Annotated in this window: 19 protein-coding genes; 12 read left to right on the top strand and 7 right to left on the bottom strand. The window is 69.0% G+C overall.

All coding sequences use genetic code 11. From position 1 onward, the window contains the following. Nucleotides 1–136: 136 nt before the first annotated feature. A complete protein-coding gene (locus NKJ07_RS18435; RefSeq protein WP_318568246.1) occupies nt 137–889 on the bottom strand; it encodes a CPBP family intramembrane glutamic endopeptidase in 753 nt (250 codons plus the stop codon). Nucleotides 890–1003: 114 nt separating this feature from the next. On the opposite strand from NKJ07_RS18435, the gene NKJ07_RS18430 reads away from it, so the two are divergent. Both NKJ07_RS18430 and NKJ07_RS18425 read left to right on the top strand, forming a co-directional pair. After that, nucleotides 1004–1186, top strand: a complete 183-nt coding sequence (locus tag NKJ07_RS18430) for a hypothetical protein (RefSeq protein WP_318568245.1) — start codon at nt 1004–1006, stop codon at nt 1184–1186. Nucleotides 1187–1527: 341 nt separating this feature from the next. Next, nucleotides 1528–3405, top strand: a complete 1878-nt coding sequence (locus tag NKJ07_RS18425; RefSeq protein ID WP_318568244.1) for a hypothetical protein — start codon at nt 1528–1530, stop codon at nt 3403–3405. 6 nt (nt 3406–3411) lie between these two features. Here NKJ07_RS18425 and NKJ07_RS18420 read toward each other — a convergent pair whose 3' ends face one another. Beyond that, nucleotides 3412–3981, bottom strand: a complete 570-nt coding sequence (locus NKJ07_RS18420) for an NUDIX hydrolase (RefSeq protein WP_318570493.1) — start codon at nt 3979–3981, stop codon at nt 3412–3414. Nucleotides 3982–4038: 57 nt separating this feature from the next. Then, nucleotides 4039–5364: an aryl-sulfate sulfotransferase gene (locus NKJ07_RS18415; protein WP_318568243.1), complete on the bottom strand. Its 1326-nt coding sequence runs from the start codon at nt 5362–5364 to the stop codon at nt 4039–4041. Nucleotides 5365–5538: 174 nt separating this feature from the next. Here NKJ07_RS18415 and NKJ07_RS18410 point away from each other — a divergent pair, with 174 nt between their 5' ends. Both NKJ07_RS18410 and NKJ07_RS18405 read left to right on the top strand, forming a co-directional pair. Continuing rightward, entirely contained in the window at nt 5539–6453 is a 915-nt protein-coding gene (locus NKJ07_RS18410) for a cell division protein CdpA domain-containing protein (protein ID WP_318568242.1), read from the top strand. Between the two features lie 171 nt (nt 6454–6624). Continuing rightward, a complete protein-coding gene (locus NKJ07_RS18405) occupies nt 6625–7638 on the top strand; it encodes a disk-shape morphogenesis protein volactin (RefSeq protein WP_318568241.1) in 1014 nt (337 codons plus the stop codon). A 55-nt stretch (nt 7639–7693) separates the two neighbouring features. On the opposite strand, the gene NKJ07_RS18400 is transcribed toward NKJ07_RS18405, so the two are convergent. Beyond that, nucleotides 7694–7999: a TFIIB-type zinc ribbon-containing protein gene (locus tag NKJ07_RS18400; protein WP_318568240.1), complete on the bottom strand. Its 306-nt coding sequence runs from the start codon at nt 7997–7999 to the stop codon at nt 7694–7696. Between the two features lie 86 nt (nt 8000–8085). Between NKJ07_RS18400 and NKJ07_RS18395 the strand changes: the two genes are divergently transcribed. From NKJ07_RS18395 to NKJ07_RS18375, 5 genes are all read left to right on the top strand, one after another. Then, nucleotides 8086–8943 (top strand): UbiA family prenyltransferase, encoded by an 858-nt coding sequence (locus NKJ07_RS18395; protein WP_318568239.1) that lies wholly within the window; start codon nt 8086–8088, stop codon nt 8941–8943. A gap of 2 nt (nt 8944–8945) precedes the next feature. Then, a complete protein-coding gene (locus NKJ07_RS18390; RefSeq protein WP_318568238.1) occupies nt 8946–9272 on the top strand; it encodes a lycopene cyclase domain-containing protein in 327 nt (108 codons plus the stop codon). A gap of 100 nt (nt 9273–9372) precedes the next feature. Further along, the gene (locus NKJ07_RS18385; protein WP_318568237.1) at nt 9373–9741 is read left to right on the top strand and encodes a nuclear transport factor 2 family protein; all 369 of its coding nucleotides are present in this window, start codon (nt 9373–9375) and stop codon (nt 9739–9741) included. A 51-nt stretch (nt 9742–9792) separates the two neighbouring features. Then, on the top strand, nt 9793–10209 hold the full coding sequence (locus NKJ07_RS18380) for a DoxX family membrane protein (protein WP_318568236.1): 417 nt from the start codon (nt 9793–9795) through the stop codon (nt 10207–10209). 56 nt (nt 10210–10265) lie between these two features. Next, a complete protein-coding gene (locus NKJ07_RS18375) occupies nt 10266–10721 on the top strand; it encodes a rhodanese-like domain-containing protein (RefSeq protein ID WP_318568235.1) in 456 nt (151 codons plus the stop codon). A 143-nt stretch (nt 10722–10864) separates the two neighbouring features. Here the strand turns inward: NKJ07_RS18375 and NKJ07_RS18370 are convergent, their stop codons facing one another. The 3 genes from NKJ07_RS18370 to NKJ07_RS18360 all read right to left on the bottom strand — a co-directional run bounded on the left by NKJ07_RS18370 (nt 10865) and on the right by NKJ07_RS18360 (nt 14950). After that, the gene (locus tag NKJ07_RS18370) at nt 10865–11341 is read right to left on the bottom strand and encodes a hypothetical protein (protein WP_425504686.1); all 477 of its coding nucleotides are present in this window, start codon (nt 11339–11341) and stop codon (nt 10865–10867) included. Nucleotides 11342–11476: 135 nt separating this feature from the next. After that, the gene (locus tag NKJ07_RS18365; RefSeq protein WP_318568233.1) at nt 11477–13411 is read right to left on the bottom strand and encodes an aldehyde ferredoxin oxidoreductase family protein; all 1935 of its coding nucleotides are present in this window, start codon (nt 13409–13411) and stop codon (nt 11477–11479) included. Between the two features lie 276 nt (nt 13412–13687). Beyond that, nucleotides 13688–14950: a M20/M25/M40 family metallo-hydrolase gene (locus NKJ07_RS18360; RefSeq protein WP_318568232.1), complete on the bottom strand. Its 1263-nt coding sequence runs from the start codon at nt 14948–14950 to the stop codon at nt 13688–13690. A 148-nt stretch (nt 14951–15098) separates the two neighbouring features. Here NKJ07_RS18360 and NKJ07_RS18355 point away from each other — a divergent pair, with 148 nt between their 5' ends. From NKJ07_RS18355 to NKJ07_RS18345, 3 genes are all read left to right on the top strand, one after another. Continuing rightward, a complete protein-coding gene (locus tag NKJ07_RS18355) occupies nt 15099–16499 on the top strand; it encodes an FAD-binding oxidoreductase (RefSeq protein ID WP_318568231.1) in 1401 nt (466 codons plus the stop codon). Between the two features lie 133 nt (nt 16500–16632). Next, a complete protein-coding gene (locus NKJ07_RS18350) occupies nt 16633–17754 on the top strand; it encodes an ABC transporter substrate-binding protein (RefSeq protein ID WP_318568230.1) in 1122 nt (373 codons plus the stop codon). 4 nt (nt 17755–17758) lie between these two features. Further along, nucleotides 17759–18844 (top strand): ABC transporter ATP-binding protein, encoded by a 1086-nt coding sequence (locus NKJ07_RS18345; RefSeq protein ID WP_318568229.1) that lies wholly within the window; start codon nt 17759–17761, stop codon nt 18842–18844.

The raw sequence follows: 18844 nt of genomic DNA, 5'->3' as shown, positions 1-18844 counted from the left end.
TGTGTTTAGCCACGTGACGACGTGTCGAGATCCGACGTGTGCGGATACGAGAGAGGACACTCGTCTCGTTCCCGCGCGCCGACCGCGGGCAGATGCGGTGGCGCGGCGTCACACGCGCCCGTGGCCACGTCTCGTCCTACATCGGCTGCATCTCCCCGAACCGGATAGCGACGTACAGCAGGGTGAACAGCGTCGCGTTGTACGCGCCGTGGACCAGCGCCGGCACGACGAGGTTCTCCGTGAACTCGTACACCGCGCCGAACACCAGGCTCGGGAAGAAGAGGATGACGATGGAGACGAGTCGCGCCCCCGTCCCGCCCGACAGCGCGACGAAGTGGATGCTGGCGAAGACGGCGCTGGCGAGGGCGACGGCCGGCACGGCGTCGAACGTCTCGCGCAGGCGGTTCTGGACCACGCCGCGGAACAGCAGTTCCTCGCCGGGGCCGATGAGCAGGAACGACGCGGGGATCAAGAGGAGAAGCACTTCGGGGTTCGCCGCGCCGAGTTCGGCGGCCTGGTTCGAGCCGGCTTGGATCCCCGCGAGCGAGACGAACACCGCACTGGAGATGGCGATGGCGATGGCGACGACGTAGCCGACGACGACCGTGCCCGCGTCCTGCAACGAGGGGAGACGAACGCCGAGATACGCCGTCGTGAGGCCGCGGTACCGGAGATAGCCGAGCGCGACGCCGCCGAAGGCGACCCCCTGCAAGAGGACGAGCGAGGCGACGACGAACCCGAGCGGTGTGATCCGGACGCCGCCGGCACGGACCGCCATCAGCGAACCGAGGACCAGCGCGTACCCGACGGCGATACCCAGAACGGCGACGATCAGGGCAGCGGCGAGAGAGCGCAACGGGGACGACGTTCCGTCGAGGGACGCGGACATACCCCCAGTCCGGCCCCCGCCGACAAAACGGAAACGGTCGCAGCTCCCGAACGGCCGGAGTGCGAAAGCATAATTACGCCGACGCCGGACAACGGAAACGAGAGTTACAGTAGTATGTCACGTTCGGAACAGTCCGACGCCCGCTCGCCCTGTACCATCCCCACCTCCTCCGCCCGTGTCTCCCACACTCGCGACCGACACCACCGCGGCCTCCACCCCGGCCGCGACGCCCGACGGCGGGCCGCGAGCGTCGGCGGTCGAATCCCGTGGACGACCCGAACCGTCGTGCGAGAATGAGCGGGACGCCGGTTCGGTCGACCGTCGTGGCGTGCCTGTTCGTTCTCGACGTCGTCGTCGGAGTCGCCGCCGTGAGCGTCGGGGCCGACGGTGCCGGCGACGGCTCAACCTCGACCGTGGCCACACCGTCGACGGCGACCGAGCGGACCGCGACAGCCACGGCCGGACCATCGACCACGGCAGCGACTCCGATTTCCACACCGTCGACGACCACTCCGACCGCGACTGCGACAACCACTGAACAGACTGGAACGGCGGAACGGACGCCAGTGCCCGACCCGAACGGATCGGACACGCCGAACTCGACCCGGACGACAGACCCGACGCCGTCGTCCACCCCCGTGCCCACACCAACGCCGACGGCGGTCGCCACTTCGACGGCCACTCCCACGGCGACGACGGGGACGCCACCGTCGGGCACGGCGACCTCGCCGCCGGAGACGGCGACACCGACGCCAGCCGGGTCGGTCACGCCCACACCGGCGCCCGATCCGAAGGCGGGGGCGGCCGTCCCGACCGACGGCGTGATCCGCGGGAGCGGAACGGTCTCGCTCCGTCGGAACCGGACGAGCCTCGGCGCACCGGCGCTCAACGTCCGCGGGGCGACTGTCACGGTCGACGGCTCGGACCGGCGGATCACGGGCCCCTGGACCTCCATGGGGGCGGGCGTGAACGCCACGAACGAGTCCGTCGACGCGCTCGTCGTCCGCGACCTCGCGCTCACGCGGTGGGGGACCGGCGTCGCGGTGGCGGACGCGGACGCGGCGCGAGTCGAAGACAGCGAGATCGGCGTCATCCACCGGGGGGTCGTCGCCCGGAACGTCTCGGCCGTCACGGTCGCGGACACGCGACTCGTCGCGGCGACCGCGGGGGCGTTCCACGGCGTCGGCACGGTCTCGCTCCGGAACGTCACGGCCGGGAGCCACGGAACGTTCGTCTTCGACGGGGGGACGCGCGCCGAGGCGTCGAACGTCAGCCTCCACGGTCGCACCCGGGTCGGCTTCACCGCCCGGAACGTCGCGGTCACCGAGGCCGACGGCGTGCCGCGACTCCCGACCGAACGGACGCGCGCCGGTCCCGTGCTCGAGGTCCACGCGACGGGCGAGGAGCCCCGGCTGCGCGTCTCGTTGCCCGCGCGCGCGCCGCCGGGGACGCCCGCCTCGACGGTCGCCGTCTGGCGGTACGACGGGAACTGGACGGCGCTCCCGACGACGAGGACGGCCGACGGCCGCGTCCGGGCGACGCTCACGCCGGACGCCGAACCGTCGACCGTCGCGGTCCTCGGCGCGGCCGAACCGCATCTCGTGAGCCCCCGGTTGGAGCAGACGATGGAGACGACGGTCGGCAACGCGACGACGGACCAGGTGAGCGTCCGCAACGCAGGCACCGCGCCGCTCGCGGCGACGAACGTCACGGTCGAGGGCGCGAACGCGAGCGCCTTCGCCGTCACGGACGACGGCTCGACGACGAAGACGAACCGGACGGCCGCGAAGACGGAGGCGTTGGTGCTCCCGCCGGGATCATCACACACCGTCGAGGTCAGGTTCGCCCCGGCGTCGACCGGGGCCAAGCACGCGCGGCTGACGTTCGCGCGGGTCGACGGCGGGACGGCGTCGGTTCCGGTCGGCGGCGACGCGACGCGGGCGGCCGAAGCGACCGCCCCGACGAACGACACCGCCCCGGGTGGCGAGGTCGGAGCGAGCGACGACGACGAGGACCGAGACGGCGACGAGGCCGACGAGGCCGACGAGGACGGCCGCGTCGTCCGGGAGGAGAACGGCCGACGCCTGCTCCGCGTCAGCGAGAACCTCTGGCTGGTGTTGAACCCCCAGCAGCCGGACAGCCCGGTGGTGACGCCGAAGAAAGGGACCGACACGACCGACGTGCCGGAGGTCGGCACGCCGACGGTGACGACGACCCCGGCGAACGAGACCGAGATGCCCACGCCGGAGCCACGGACGGAGACGCCGGTCACGGCGACCCGCGAGACGGGGACCGAGCCGGCGACACCGGCGACGCCCGGCGGCGGTCCGGGCGACGGGGCAGCCGGAAGCGTCCCGACGCCGGGGGTGACCCCGACGGGTTCGCCCCCGAAGGCGACTCCGACGGAGACACACACCCGGACGGGGACGACGCCGGCGACGACGCCCGGGTTCGGCGTGCTCCCCGTCCTCGTCGCGGTCGGCGGGAGCTGCCTCGTGGTGCGACGGCGTCGCTGAGTCGGCTCAGTCGTCGCCGCGGAGTTCGTACGCGAAGACGCCGAGGAGCGTCCGGCCGTCGCGGATCTCGCCGTCGAGCGCCGTCCGGAGGAGGTCGTCGTAGGCGGTCGTCGACACGCGGATGCTCTCGTTGAAATCGAGGTCCTGCTCGCCCGTCGGGGTACAGTCGCGGGCGACGAAGTAGTGATGGACGACGTTGGCGACGCCGTTGATCGGTTCGGCGCTGAGCAGTGGTTCGATCTCTCGGGCCTCGTACCCCGTCTCCTCGGCGAGTTCGCGGCGTGCCGCCGTCGCCAGGTCGTCGTCGGTCTCCTCCGTGGTGCCGGCGGGGAGCCCCCGACTCACGCGCCCGACCGCCTGTCGCCACTCCTCGATGACGACGACGTCGCCCTCCGGGGTGAACGGGAGGACGACGACCGCGGGCGGTTCGTCGACGTAGTGGTAGTCGGCGTCGGTGCCGTCGGGCAGGCGGACGTCGTCGCGTCGGACGTCGAAGCCCGGGCAGGAGTAGTCGATCGCCGATCCCAGCAGTTGCCACGCGAGATCGTCGGCTCCCTCGGAGTGGTCCGGATCCATCTTCGTCTCGACACCGAGGCGGCGGCGGTGAAATGGCTGTCCCTCCACGGGTCCGCCTCATTCGGTGCGACGCCGGATCCGCTCGCGGAGCGAGAGCCCGCCGCCCGCGAGCCCGAGCACGATCGCCAGCAGCGTCGTCCCGACGTGGAGCTCCGAGACCCAGAACGGGATCGGGAGGCTGGTCCGGACGATCTGGAGGACGGACGAGAGGAGCGGTACCTCCCCGGCATCGGACGTGTCGCCGGGCGAGCCGTACAGCGTCGCACCGACCGTCTCGCCGTCGGGGAGCCGTTCGGCCTCGTAGGGGATGAGCGGCGTCCGGTAGCTCCAGACGGTCTCGCCCGACTCGTTCACCTCGACGATCCGCTGGTTCGCCGAATCGGTGACGAGCGTGTTCCCGTTGGGGAGGCGGTCGGCGTCGCGCGGCCACGAGAAGGCGACGCCCTCTGCCCGCCGGAGCGTCCACGCCGCCTCCCACTCGCCGTCCGAGCGGTGGAGTTCGACGATCCGGTTGTTCTCGGAGTCCGCCACCAGAACCGCCCCCTCGCCGAGCCACTGCGGGTTGTGCTGGTGGTCCAACAGGTCTGGATCGCCACAGCGCACGTCGCCGTCGCCGTCCGTGTCGGCGAGTTGGGCGAACTGCGTGCAGTCGCCGTCGTCGCTGTCGTCGGTGTCCTCGTTGATCACCTCGACGACGCCCGCACCGCGCTCGACGATCAGGAGCTGGTTGGCGTTGCGGACGGAGACGAGAAAGCGGTCCTCGCCCAGAAAGTCGACGTCGTTTATGTGGAGCCAGTCGGCCGTGGTGGGGTCGTCGGGGGCGTCGTAGAAGTCGCTCGCGCGCCACTCCCAGGTCGTCTCGCCGTCGCCGTCGATCGTGAAGACCCGTTCGGCGTCCATGTCCGTCATGACGAGCTCCCCCGACGGCAGGGGTTCGACGTCGTGGACCTCGCTGTTCCCGCGCGTTCTGACAGGGAAGGAGTACTCCTCGACGACCGCCGGCTCCCCGCCGGCGGGGTCAATGACGCGGTAGCCCGTGTGCGTGCAGGGCGACTCGTAGGGGCCGCAGTCGGTGTAGCCCGAGTGCATGAAGCCCGCGAGGACGCGGCCGTCGTCGGTCATCGTGACGTCGAAGTACGAGTCCGCCGACCCCTCCCGCCAGTCGGTCTCCGAGCCGGTGAGCAGGTAGACGCTCCCGTCCTCGTGGAGACCCGTCCCACCGCCCTGTGAGCCGACGAGCGTGCGTGGTGGACCCGCCGTCCCGTCGGCGGTGTCGGTCGCGCCGATCGTCGGCGCGGTGAGGGAGCTGACGGCTAGCGGGACGACGAGGACGACGAGCGCCGCCACGAGGAGGCGGTTCGCGGTACTGGCCGGAGGGTCCATCTCGTACCACGCGGTCGGGGTACCGAGTTGTAAGCCTTCCCATCACGAACGTGGTGTCGAGACGATCTCGGAACAGATATTTTCGGGTAAACGGTGTAACTCGGTTTACTGGTTCGTTTTAATTTGTGATAGCGCGGGGCCAACAGTATTGTGGGGGGAGGGTGTAGCGGCCGCATGGACGCGAGTCAGGACGGCGAGAACCTCCTCCTCGGGTTGTACCGGCGGTACGTCGGCCCGCCCGAGGCGGAACGAACGGTCTACGGGGGCTTCGGGCTGTTCTTCGGCGGGATCGGGCTGGCACTCATCGGGATCGTGGTCTTCCTCGCGAGCGCGACGGTGCCGGCCGACGACCTCTTCCGGTACACGCTCCGGGAGATCGCCGGCGGGGCCGGTGCGGTGGGGTTGCCGGCGCTGTTGCTCGGGGTCACCGTCCTCCTGCCCGTCGACCGGAAGGTGCTCTACGCCGCCGGCGTCGGCACCGCCGTCTGTCTGGTCGGCGTCGGCCTGTTCGCCGCCTCGTACCCCTACGCGTGGAACGTCGTCGGCTCCGACCGGAGCGGACAGGTGGTCGCGGTCTACGCGGCGGGCATCGTCGCCGTCATCGGCGCGACGGGTGCCGCACTCGTTGGCCACCACATCGACCGGGCCTCGACCACGACCGAGCGGGTCGTCGAACGCGAGGAGACCGAGACGACGACGTCCACGACCGGCGAGACCGCGACCGTCACGGCCGACCAGGTCCGCCGCGACATCGACGAGGCGATGGCCGACTCGGAGCTGTCGTGGGGAGGGGTCGAGAAGACGAAGACGAAACGGCTCCAGCTGAACACGGCCGAGATCGACGAGATCGACGGCTCGAACGTCGCCGACGTGGAGGCGACGACCGTCCGGAGCGCGGGGCGGAACGTCGACGACGCGGTCGACGCGATGAAGGGACTCCGGGGTGGGGAGACGAAACAGGCGCGCAGCACTCAGACCACCGACGACCAGACCGCCGCGCTACAGGCGCTCCGCGACAAACAGGCCGCGGAGGAACTCTCCACCGACGACGAGAGCGTCGTCGGCCGTCTACGGAACATCTTCTCCTGAGTGGGTTCGGCTCGCTCCCGCGGGAGGGCCGCACCCGACTCGGGGTGCCCGGCTCCAGAGCCGCCGTTAGTATCGTTTTGTACTTCGTTTATCGGTAGTACTCCATAGGTGATTTTCACTTATGATACTGAGAGAGCACCATTTATCACGAATCCTGAGAGTTGTGCGGGTATGGCCAAGGGCCTCGACGTCGGTACGATGAACATTATCTCGGGTCAGCAGGACGACCCCGAGACCGTGTTCGTCCAACAACGTAACTCCTTCGTGGAGATCGAGTACAGCGACATGGCGGAGCAGATGCTCTCGCGGAGCGACGTGCTCCACATTCGGAAGGGAGACCAGGTGTACGTCGTCGGCGACGACGCGCTCAACTTCGCGAACATCTTCAACCGCGAGACGCGGCGACCGATGAGCCAGGGCATCCTCTCGTCGGACGAGTCGTCGGCGATCCCGATGATCAAGCTCATCACCGAACAGGTCGTCGGCGAACCCGCCTACGAGGGCGAACGACTGTTCTTCTCGTCGCCCGCCGATCCGATCGACTCGAAGCTCAACACGCTCTACCACGAGAAGACGCTCGAGTCGATGCTCGGCGACGTCGGCTACGACCCCGAGCCGATCAACGAGGGGATGGCGGTCATCTACTCCGAGCTCGCGGACCACAACTTCACCGGCCTCGGCGTCTCCTTCGGCGCGGGCATGACGAACGTCTGTCTGGCGTACTACGCGGTTCCCGTGATGAAGTTCTCGATCGCCCGCGGCGGCGACTGGATCGACGAACAGGCCGCGAACGCGACCGGTACGCCTGTGGACAAGGTCACGTCGATCAAGGAGGACGGCTTCGAACTCGACTTCAGGACCGACGTGGGCGGCGTCGAGGGCGCACTCGCCATCTACTACGAGAACCTGCTGGACTACGTCATCCAGAACATCTCCCGGGAGGTCGACGACGAGGACGTCGAGGAGGGGCTCGACGTCCCCGTCGTCGTCACCGGCGGGACCTCCTCGCCGGACGGCTTCGAGAAGCTCTTCGCGGACCACCTCGGCGACGCGCCGATCCCCTTCTCGATCAGCGACGTCCGCTCACCCCAAGAGCCGCTCTACAGCGTCGCTCGCGGTGCGCTCGTCGCCGCCCGCTCCGAGGAAGAACAGGAGCAGGCCGCGATCGCCCCCGCCGAGGACTGAGCGGCGCCGCACGGTTCACCCTCTTTCTGTGGCCTCTCACGCGAGCGACCGCGTCTCACGCCGACTCGTCGTCCGTCGTCCCGTAGAACCGCCGGAGCGCCTCCGCCCACGTCTCGACACGGGCCCGTTCGGACCCCTCGCGCCGATCGCCGGAACGGATCGGGACGGTCAACTCGGCGTCGGCATCGGCATCGGTCGTCCCGTAGAACCGTCGAAGCGCGTCGGACCACGACTCGACGCGCACCCGTGCCCCGCGGTGTTCGGCTTCGATCCCGACGTGCCCGCACTGTTCGCAGACGGGTGCCTCGCGGTCGGCGAGGCGGTACGTCACGAGCGTCGACCCACACTCGGGACAGTCCATACGGCTCGTTGATCGCGTGGCTACATATACGTCTCCCCGCCGCCGACGTGGCAAACCACTAGTACGTGTGTTTCCCTAGCGAGGACATGTCCATCGCACGACACGGGGATGGGACCGGTGCCGTTCTGGGCGCGCTGGCCTCACAGATCCATCCGGTGTTCATGCTCCCGCCGCTCGCCGCCTCCGCGTTCGGTGCGGTGCTCGCCGGGCGGTTCGTAGCCGGGCTCGCCGCGGGACACCTGTTCGTCGTCTTCTGCGCGCTGTACACGGCCCACGTGAAGGACGGCTACGTCGACTTCCACCTCCGGGGGGAGGACGCCGACCACCCGCTCACCGCGCGCGGCTGTCGGGTCGCGCTCGCCCTCGCGACCCTCGGCTTCGCCGCCGGAACCGCCGTCCTCGGGGTGGTCGTCGACGGCGTCGCGGCGCTGCTCTGCCTCCCGGGGTGGATCGTCGGCTACCTCCACGCCCCACAGCTCGACACGCATCCGGTGACGGCGACGGTCGGTTACCCGGCCGGGATCGGCTTCGCGCTGATCGGCGGCTACTACGTGCAGGCGCGGGCGGTGTCCGTGACGGTGCTCGCGTTCGCCGCCGTCTTCGTCACGATCCTCGCCGGCATCAAGGTGATCGACGACGCGACCGACTACGCGTACGACCGCTCGATCGACAAGCGGACCGTCGCGGTCGTTCTCGGACGTCGCCGCGCCCGTGGGGTGGCGTACGGCCTCATGGCCGCCGGGCTCGGAGGGGTGCTCGCGTTCGCCGGGAGCGGCGTCTTCCCCCCGTCGTCGGTCGGGGCCGTGGGCGCGTTCGGGGTCGTCGCCGCCGTCGCACGCCGGGCCGGTGACGACGACCGCCTCGCCACGATGCTCCTGGTCAGGGCGTCGTACCTCTTCCTCGCCGTGCTCGTGATCGCCGTCTGGTTCCGGCCGCTCTCGTGACCATGTCCGTGCTCGCGCTCCCCGACATCGGCGTCCTCGGCCCGTACACGTATCTGGCGACCGAACTGCTCTGGGGGGCCGTCGCGCTCGCGCTCCTCCGGTACGCCGACGCCTTTCGAGAGGCGGCCCGGACGACGCTCGTGCTCTATCCCTTCGCGTACCTCTGGGACTGGTACACCCTCGAAGTCGGCGTCTTCGCCATCCCCCTCCGGACCGGCGTCGAGTTCCTCGGCATCCCCATCGAGGAGCACCTCTTCATGTTCGTCGTCCCGGCGATGGTCGTCGGCACGCACGAGTCGCTCCGCCGGCTGCTCGACGAGGACGACTGACGTCGTCGTGGCGTGCGGCTGCCGTTCCGGCCGTATCCCCGCCACACGACGGGTTCGGGCGCGGGTGGCAATTTTTGTGCCCGGTCCCCGTACGTCGCGTATGGTCCCACTCGACCACGGAACGTTCCGCGCCTGGCTCGACGAGTACGCGACCGCGTGGGAGACGGGTGACGCCGACGCGGCGGCGTCGCTGTTCGCAGACAACGCGACCTACCACGAGACCCCGTTCACCGAGCCGCTGGAGGGTCGTGGCGCGATCCGTGAGTACTGGGCCGACGCGACCGCGACCCAGGAGGAGATCGCGTGTGAAACCGCGGTCGAGGCGCTCGGGCGGGACCACGGCCTCGCGCGGTTCAACGCGTCGTTCGTCCGCCGGGGGAACCCGGTCGAGATCGACGGCCTCCTCCAGGCGCGGTTTCTCGGCGGCGACTGCGTCGAGTTCCGCGAGTGGTGGCACACACAGCGGTGAGCCGGACCGCGCCGCCGACCGGTTTTTGCCGACACGGGCCGTCGCGCCGGTATGGACAGCACGGACGCCGTCGGGACACTCGCCCGCGGTGAGCGCGTCGCCGACCCCCTCGCACGGGTCGGCATCGGCCTCGTCATCCTCCTCGCCGGGATCCACAAACTGCTCGCGCCGGAGGCGTGGGCGGTGTACGTCGTGTCGCCGTTCGACCGACTGCTCCCGATGACGCCCGTCGAGTTCATGCTCCTCAACGGCGTGCTGGAGCCGCCGTTCGCGCTCGCGCTGCTGGCCGACCGCTACACCGTGTTCGCGGCCGGGTTCGTCACCCTCTCGCTGGTCGCGACGGTCGCGTATCTCTCGGTCGCCGCCCTGTTGGCCGGCGGTGCGTTCGTCGACGTCATCGTCCGCGACGTCGGCCTCGCCGCGCTCGCCGCGAGCGTCACGATCCGCGCGGCGGCTCGCTCCGACTGAGCGCCCGGCGTCGGTCGGCCCCCACCGTTATTTCGGTCGCGCCCGCTGTCGAGGGTATGACAGACAGCGATGCCGAGGCGACGTTCACGGTCGACCGGAAGGCGTGGGACCTCGCCGAGGCGGCCGACGAGGTCGTCGAGACGATCACGGTCGCGGAACTCCAAGTGGAACTCGCCGCCGCGGACGGAGAGGACGGGGAGGACGTACCCGTCCTGCTCGATGTCCGCGACATCCGCGAGGCGTGGATCGAAGGCGGGATCCCCGGCGCGAAACACGCGCCGCGCGGGATGATCGAGTGGTGGGCCGACCCCTCCACGGAGTACTACAAGCCGTTCTTCCACCCCTCGAATCGGTACGTCGTCTACTGCAACGAGGCCGGACGGTCGGCGCTCGTCGCGCGAACGCTCGGCGAGATGGGGTACGACGACGTCGCCCACCTCGACGGCGGGTTCACGGCGTGGCGGGAGGCGGGCGGCGAGGTCGAGGACGTGCCTCAGCGCGACTACAAGTAGCCGCCCGCGTCGAGATACGCGACCCGTGACGGGGTTCGGAGCGCCGTGTCGAACGGAGAGCGCGTCTCCGTTCGGTGATCGGATCTCCACTCTCGTTCGCGACCGCGTCGAACTGCGGGCGTTTCCACCCGAGATCGCCCCGACTACGGCTCGTCTCGAACGGTGCTGCCGATGACGAGCGCCGCGGCGATGATCACGAGGTTCTTGATGATGTACTGACCCTCGACAGTCAGCGCGTAGGGGAACGTGACGTAGACGACGTCGGGGAGCAAGACGAGCGGGAGGAACGTCCCCGGGAGCTGGAGGGCTAACAGCAGCAGACCAAGGCGGGTGAGCGGCCGGTAGAGTAAGCAGAGGCCGATGAGGACCTCCCAGACGCCGAGCACGGGGACGAACAGCTCGGCGGGGACGACGTACACCGTCGACGCGACGAGGTCGGCGGCCGGTGAGACACCCAGTACTTTCAGCCCACCGAACCAGACGAACACGATTCCGAGTGCCGCTCGGAGCGCCGGGATACTCCATCGGTCCATCAGTGACGTGAGGGCCGCGTCGAACGCGTCCACCCGCTCACGAAACCTCAGCCATAGCTGCGGGGTCTCTGTTTCTTTGGCCGTCATCACTGTGTCCGATCGTAGGGTCTCAGCGAGCTAAAACCCTCTGAGCTCCTCATCGATGCTGTCCGAAGATCGTCCGAACGAGAGGGACAGCTGGTCTCGATCGGTCGTCGAAAGAAATGGGTCGGTCGAGCCTGCTCAGTCGTCGGCGGGCGTGCCCGCACCGCTGCCCGAGGAGACGCCGGTGCCGGGACCGACGTCGATGCCGAGTTCGTCGAGTTTCTCGTCGGGAACGACGCCGTCGACCCAGCCGCGGTGTGCGTAGTACTCTTCTTTCATCTGGTCGAGTTCGCAGAGTTCGCCCTCGCTGGCACCCTGACCGGGGATGGCCTCGTCGCCCTCGACGAACCGGGCCGGCAGGGAGTCGTCGGAGCCGTCGAAGCCGGCGAGGTTGTTGAAGTAGCGTTCGAGGTTGTAGACGCGCTCGCCCGCCTGCATGAGTTCGTCCTCGCTCACGTCGAGGCCGGTCATGCCGTTGTACTGGAGCACGTACTCCTCGACGCCCTCGGCGAACGCGTTGAACTTGCAGATGTCGAACGAGTCCGAGATGGCGTGGAGGTCCTGGAACGTCGCGGTGAGTTCACCCTTGCCCTCCCACTCGTAGGGGTCGACCTTCTCGGGGATGCCGAGGATCTCGGCGGCCGGCGTGTAGCCACGGAGGTGGCACGCCCCCCGGTTGGAGGTGGCGTAGGCGATGCCCATGCCCTTCATACAGCGCGGGTCGTACGCCGGGATGGTCTCGTTCTTGACGTCGAGCCGGCAGTCGTGGGCGTCGAACTCCTCGGCCGCGCCGGCGGCACCCCCGGCGAGCGCGTCGGCGAGCGGGCCGTCGCGGTGGGCGATGCGGTCGAGCATCTCGATCATCTCGTCGGCGTCGCCCCAGTCGATCCCCTCGCCGATCTCGTCGAGGTAGCCTTTCTCGGTCATCTCCATGCCCATCGCAAGCATGTTGCCCGCCTCGATGGTGTCGACGCCGACGTCGTTACACCGGTCGATCATCACCGCGATCTTGTCGCGGTCGTCGTTACCGGAGTTCGTTCCGAGCGCCCAGGCGGACTCGTACTCGTACGACTCCATCCGGACGTTCATCTCCTCGCCTTTGACCGTGGTCGAGACCTCGACCTCCTTCTTGCAGGCCACGGGGCAGGAGTGACAGGTCGGCTCGTCGACGAGGATGTTCTCGCGGACGTTCTCGCCGCTGATGCGCTCGGCGTCGAGGTCCGTCCCCTCCGCGGCGTTCATCGAGTGCGACGAGGTGTACTTCCCGTTCTTCGTCGGGTGACCGTCCATCTCCTCGGAGATGTTCATCAGCACGTTCGTCCCGTACACCGAGAGGCCGCCCTCGTTCGGGGCGGTGACGTCCGACTCGCGGATGGCCGACATCGCCTGCTGGAACCCCTTCTTGAACGTCTCGGGGTCCTTCGGCTTCGGCATCTTCGTCCCGGACTTGATGACGATCGCTTTGAGGTTCTTCGACCCCATCACACAGCCCGTGCCGCCTCTCCCGCTCGCACGGTCGTCCTCGTTGACGATGCAGGCGTACTTGACCTGGTTCTCCCCGCCCTGCCCGATCATCATGGCGGAGAGGTTCTTGCCGAACTCGCCCTCGATCTCCTCGCCGATGGTGTCGCGGGTCTCGTGGACGCCCTTGCCCCAGAGGTGGGAGGCGTCACGGAGTTCGACCTCGCCGTCCTCGACGTAAGCGTAGACGGGGCCGTCGGCTTTCCCCTCGAAGAGCAGGCCGTCGAAGCCGGCCCACTTGAGGCGAGCGCCCGACCAGCCGCCGTGGTGCGAGTCGGTGACGGTGCCCGTGAGCGGGGATTTCGTGCAGACGGCGATCCGACCGCTCATGGTCACCTGCGTCCCCGTGAGCGGCCCGTTCATGAACGCGATGAGGTTCTCCTCGCTCATCGGGTCGATGTCCGGCCCGTTGTCGAAGACGTACTTGACGCCCAGCCCGCGCGCGCCGATATACTTCTTCGCGTCCTCGTCGTCGATGCCCTCGTACGCGACGTCGCCCGACGACAGGTCGACGCGCGCGACGTGATCTTGGAATCCGCCTAGTTCTGTCATAGTTAATGGACGGGGTTATATTGGGTCGCTGTCGGGTTAGATGTTGCCTCCAGTCCGTAACCGGATTCGGTTTCATCCGTCGCCACCGCCCGGGTCTGTCGAGAACGAAAAGGCGGCTGACAGTTCGACGACGATCGACGTGGCGTCCGTGGAAACCGATCGACGGAGCCGACACGTCGGCGGCGGGGACCGCGGTCGGCGCCGAGCGGCGACCGCCGCGGGAGCGCTAGTACGATCACTCTCGTCGCGCCGCCGGGCGTGCGACGCGTCCGCGGCTCACTCCGGGGTCGACAGATACCGACCGGCGGCGTCGGCGATGACCTCGCCGGCGACGAGCGCGTCCTCCCAGACGAGCGTCTCGTCGGGGAAGTGCGCCTGCTCGATCCGTCCCGGGCCGAAGACGACCGACGGGATCCCGCTCGCGACGTAGTGGCGGTTGTCCGCGCCGTACGTCTCGGCCAGCGGCTCGGTCCCGTCGAGTCCCCGGCCGTTCATCGCCGCCTGGACCGCGCCGACGACCGGCTCGTCGGGGGCGATCTCGGCGGGCTCGAACTGGATCGAAAAGCGCTCGAACGCGGGAGGGTGCGCCGACAGCCACTCGTCGTCGTCGACGACGTCCGCGAGCGCGGCCTCGTACTCGGCCTCGGCCTCGTCGACGGACTCGCCGGGCGCGACGCCGAACCGGCACTCGGCGACGAGCGAGGCGGCGACGGTCGAGGCCCACGAGCCCGCCTCGACGATCCCGATCGTGAGCGGCAGGGGGTTGTCGAACCGCTCGTACAGCGGGTGCGAGAGCCGCGCGCCCCGTTCGGCTTCGAGGTCGAGAAAGCGCTCGCGGATCGTCTCGAACAGGTCGAGAACGTCGACGCCCTCCCACCGCCGGGCGGCGTGGGCCGACCGACCCGTCAGTTCGAGCCGCTTCATCAGACAGCCCTCCGTGGCGACGACGGGCCGGAGATCCGTCGGTTCGGCCACGATGGCGGCGTCGCGCTCGAACGGATAGGGGCTGTCGAGCGCCGCCGCCGCGGCCCCGATGCCGCCCTCCTCCTCACCGGCGACGGACTCAACCACGAGCCGGCCGTCGATCTCGGGCCCGGCGTCGGCGACCGTCCGCGCGGCGAAGACGCAGACCCCGACCGCGGTCTTCATGTCGACCGCCCCGCGGGCCGTGAGTGCTTCGCCCGCGTCGTCCCACGTCGGCTCGAACGGCTCGGCGGTCCAGATGCCCTCGTCGGCGGGGACGACGTCTGCGTGGCCGTTCAGTACGAGCGTCGGCCCCGCCTCGGGGTCGCCGAACTCCAGGACGCCCGCGACGCTCGGGCGATCGGCGGTCGCGATCCCGTCGGGATCGTCGGGGAAGGAGGGATGGGTGGCGAGGCGCTCGGCGTCGGCCTCCCAGCGGTAGGTCTCGAACCCCATGTCGTCGAGGCGGGAGCGGAGCCACTCCTGTGCCGGCGCGACGTTTCCGTCAGTGGTGTCGAACCGAATGAACTGCTCGGTGAACCGTCTGAGGTCGTCGTCGTAGGCGCGGAACGTCATTGGTCGTGGTGTGTGGATGGGCTACAAAGCGTTGTCGTCGCCCGTTCGTTGCCTGACGTGTTCGCCGCTGCTCCCGGCTCGTGTTCCGACCCCCGCCGGGATCGACCCGACACTCTTTTGCCACCCGTTCACAACCTTCGATAGACCGATGACGACGGCACCAGCGGCGTTCCTCGCCGACGTGTTACCCGACGACCAGTACTCGACGGCGGCGAACGACCGCGACGGCCACTCGCGAGACTGGGCCACTACCCCCGAAGAGGCGGTCGAACCCGACGTGGTCGTCTGGCCCGAGTCCACCGACGACGTCTCGACGGTGCTGGCCGCGGCGACCGAACACGGCGTTCCCGTCACCCCGTTCGCCGCCGCGACGGGCATCGAGGGCAACGCCGTCCCCACCCACGGCGGCATCAGCCTCGACATGACGCGGATGGATTCCGTGCTCGAGATCCGCCCCGACGACTTCCAGATCGACGTCCAACCGGGCGTGCTCGGGAGCGAGGTCAACGAGGCGCTCGAACGCTACGGCCTCTTCTTCCCGCCGCTGCCCACCTCGGGCGACATCGCCACGATCGGCGGGATGATCGCGACGAACGCCGCGGGCAAACAGACCGTCAAGTACGGCAAGGTGGGCGACTGGGTGCTGGAACTGGAGGCCGTCCTCGCCGACGGCGCCGTCGTCGAACCCGGGACGCGCGCGGCGAAGAGCTCCTCGGGCTACAACCTCCGCGACCTGCTCATCGGCAGCGAGGGCACCCTCGCCGTGGTGACGCGCGCCACGCTGAAACTCGCGGGCCGGCCCGAACAGCGACGCGCCGGGCGGGTCGTCTTCGACTCGTTCGACACCGCCGCCGCCGCCGCGTCCGACGTCGTCCGGTCGGGGGTGGACGTCGCGGCGCTCGAACTCATCGACGGGCTGTCGGCCGAGGCGGTCAACGCCTACCTCGGCGGCTCCCTCCCCGAGAAACCGATGGCCTTCTTCGAGTTCCACGCCAACCACGGCATCGAGGAGGAACTCGACTTCTGCCGGACGGTGCTGTCGGGGTACGACCCGCTCTCGGTCGAGTTCGGCGACGAGTCCGCCCAGGCCGACCTCTGGGCGGCACGGCGCGAACTCGCCGACGCGACGCGCGCGTACTACCCCGACCGCCAGTCGACCGCCGCCGGCGACGTCGCGGTGCCGATCTCCCGCTATCCGGAGCTGATCGACCGGATCCACGACCTCTCCGACGAGTGTGGCCTCCCGATCCCCTGCTTCGGGCACGCCGGCGACGGCAACGTCCACTTCGACGTCTTCGCCGACCCCGACGACGAGGCCGAGTGGGCCCGCGGCGTCGAGGCGTACGAGACGGTCGTGAGCGAGGCGATTCGGATGGGCGGCACCGCCACGGCCGAACACGGGGTCGGGCGGGGCAAGCGCAAGTTCATGATCGAGGAACACGGCGCGGACGGCGTTCGTGCGATGCGCGCGCTCAAGCGCGCGTTGGACCCCGACGGGGTCCTCAACCCCGGCAAGGTCCTCCCGGAGCCGGACGTGACGGACGACTGACGACAATAGCTGTACATCAGAGCACGGTTCTATTCGTCGCCGTTCGACTAATCTGTTAATATGGTATTTATTTACACTCCGTCGTGGCTGTCTAACAGGCACCACTATATACCCGGAGTCCAACGCCACCGCTATGTCACGGAAGCCGTCGTTCGGGCGAAGAGAGGTACTGAAGACGACCGGGGCCGCGCTGGCCGCTGGCACCGTCGCTGGCTGTCTCGGCGGCGGCGGCGGAGGCGGCGGCGGTGGCGACCGGGTACCGATGGATATCACCGAGTGGCCCCCCGAGGATTTCTCCTCGAACCTCAACATGATGAACTGGTACGACAGTTGGGCCGAGTGGGCCATGGAGGAGTTCGGCAACGAGTACGACGTCGAGGTGACGAACGAGGGCTTCTCGTCGCCCGACCAGTGGTACTCCCGGCTGCAGGCCGGTAACACGGAGATCGACAACATCGCGGCGACGACCAACTGGGTCGAGCGCTCGATCAACAACGACTTCCTCCACGAACTCCCCGTCGACGTCATGCCCGCGTGGCAGAACGTCACGGAGAACATCAAGGAGGCCTCGTCGTACCAGCAGGACGGCTCGACGTACGCCATCCCCGAGGCGCTCGTGCTCTACCCCCTGACGTACAACACGGATCACTTCGACTCCGCGCCGGAGTCGTGGGGGGTCCTCTGGGACGAGTCCCTCGAAGGCGAGATCATGATGTGGGACAACTCGACCGTCTCCTGTCAGATCGCGGCGATGTACACCGGGCAGGACCCCATCTCGCCGTCTGACTTCGGGGAGATCGAAGAGGTGCTCAAACAGCAGAAACCCCTCCTCCGAACGTACTGGGGCGACTACGAACAGGGGATGCAGCTGTTCGTCAACGAGGACGTCGTCGCCGGCCCGCTGACGATGGGCCGGACTTACACGGCGCGGTTCAGCGAGGGTGCGCCCGTGAACTACACCGCGCCGAGCGAGGGAGCGATGTTCACCTCCGACCTCTTCGTCATCCCGAAGGGTGCGCCGAACCCGATTACGAGCCTGCTCTTCACCAACTGGGCCTCGGAGAAGCCCAACGCCGCCCAGCTGTTCGAGACGATGGGGTACAAACCCGGCGTCGACATCCAGAGCGAACTCTCCGAACAGGACCGCGAGTTCACGACGTGGCCCTCCGACTGGAACCTCGTCTTCTCGGAGACGCTCTCGGACGACGTCCGCTCGCGATACGACGAGATCTGGACCGCGGTGAAGGCAGCGTAGGCCCATGGCGCTTCTCAGCGTACGCGGCCTCACGAAGCGATTCGGTGCACTCACGGCGGTCGACGACGCGGCGTTCGACGTCGAAGACGGCGAGTTCGTCTCCATCCTCGGCCCCTCCGGGTCGGGGAAGTCGACCATCCTCCGGATGGTCGCGGGCTTCGAAGAGCCCACCGAGGGCGACATCGTCCTCGCCGGCGAGAACGTCGTCGGCACGCCGCCGTTCGAGCGCGACATCAACATGGTGTTCCAGAACCTCGCGCTCTTCCCGCACCTCACCGTGTCGGGGAACATCCAGTACGGGCTCAAACAGCGCGGCGTGCCCAAGGACGAGCGCGAACGCCGGACCGAGGAGATGCTCGAGATGGTCCGCCTGCCAGGCTACGGCCCGCGCGACCCCTCGGAGCTGTCGGGTGGGGAACAACAGCGCGTCGCGCTCGCCCGGGCGCTGGTGAACGAGCCCGCGCTCGTGCTGTTCGACGAGCCGCTGTCGAGCCTGGACCGCAAACTGCGCCAGCACATGCAGACCGAACTCCAGCGCATCCAGGCGGAGACGGGGACGACGTTCCTCTACGTCACCCACGACCAGGAGGTCGCGCTCTCGGTCTCCGATCGACTGGTGGTGCTCAACGACGGCCTCGTCGAGCAGGTCGGTTCCGTCGAGGCGCTGTACGAAGCGCCCGCGTCGCAGTTCGTCGCGGACTTCATCGGCGACGTCAACACCGTCGAAGCCAGCGTCGTCACGGCGGACGGCGAGGGCCTCACCGTCGAGACGGGCGGCGTCGAGTGTCTCGTCCCCGGGCGGAACGGCTTCGACGCGGGCGAATCCGTCTCCGTCTGCGTCCGGCCGCACGACGTCCGGATGGGGGCCGACGCCGAGGGTGGATTCGCCGCGACGGGAACCGTCCGCACGCGGAGCTACCAGGGCTCCGACACCGTCTACACGGTCGCGACCGACCGCTGGGGCGACATCGTCGCCGATGTCCGCGGCTCGAAGTTCGACGTCGGCGACGAGGTGACGGTCGCGTGGGACGGCGCGGACGTCCACCTCTTCGAGGGCGCGACCGGCGACGGGGCCGAGGAGGCGACCTGA

Source organism: Salinigranum marinum, assembly GCF_024228675.1.
In the GTDB taxonomy this organism is placed as follows: domain Archaea; phylum Halobacteriota; class Halobacteria; order Halobacteriales; family Haloferacaceae; genus Salinigranum; species Salinigranum marinum.
The sequence above is the reverse complement of the archived record's forward strand: the minus strand, read 5'-3'. Positions and strand labels throughout refer to the sequence as shown.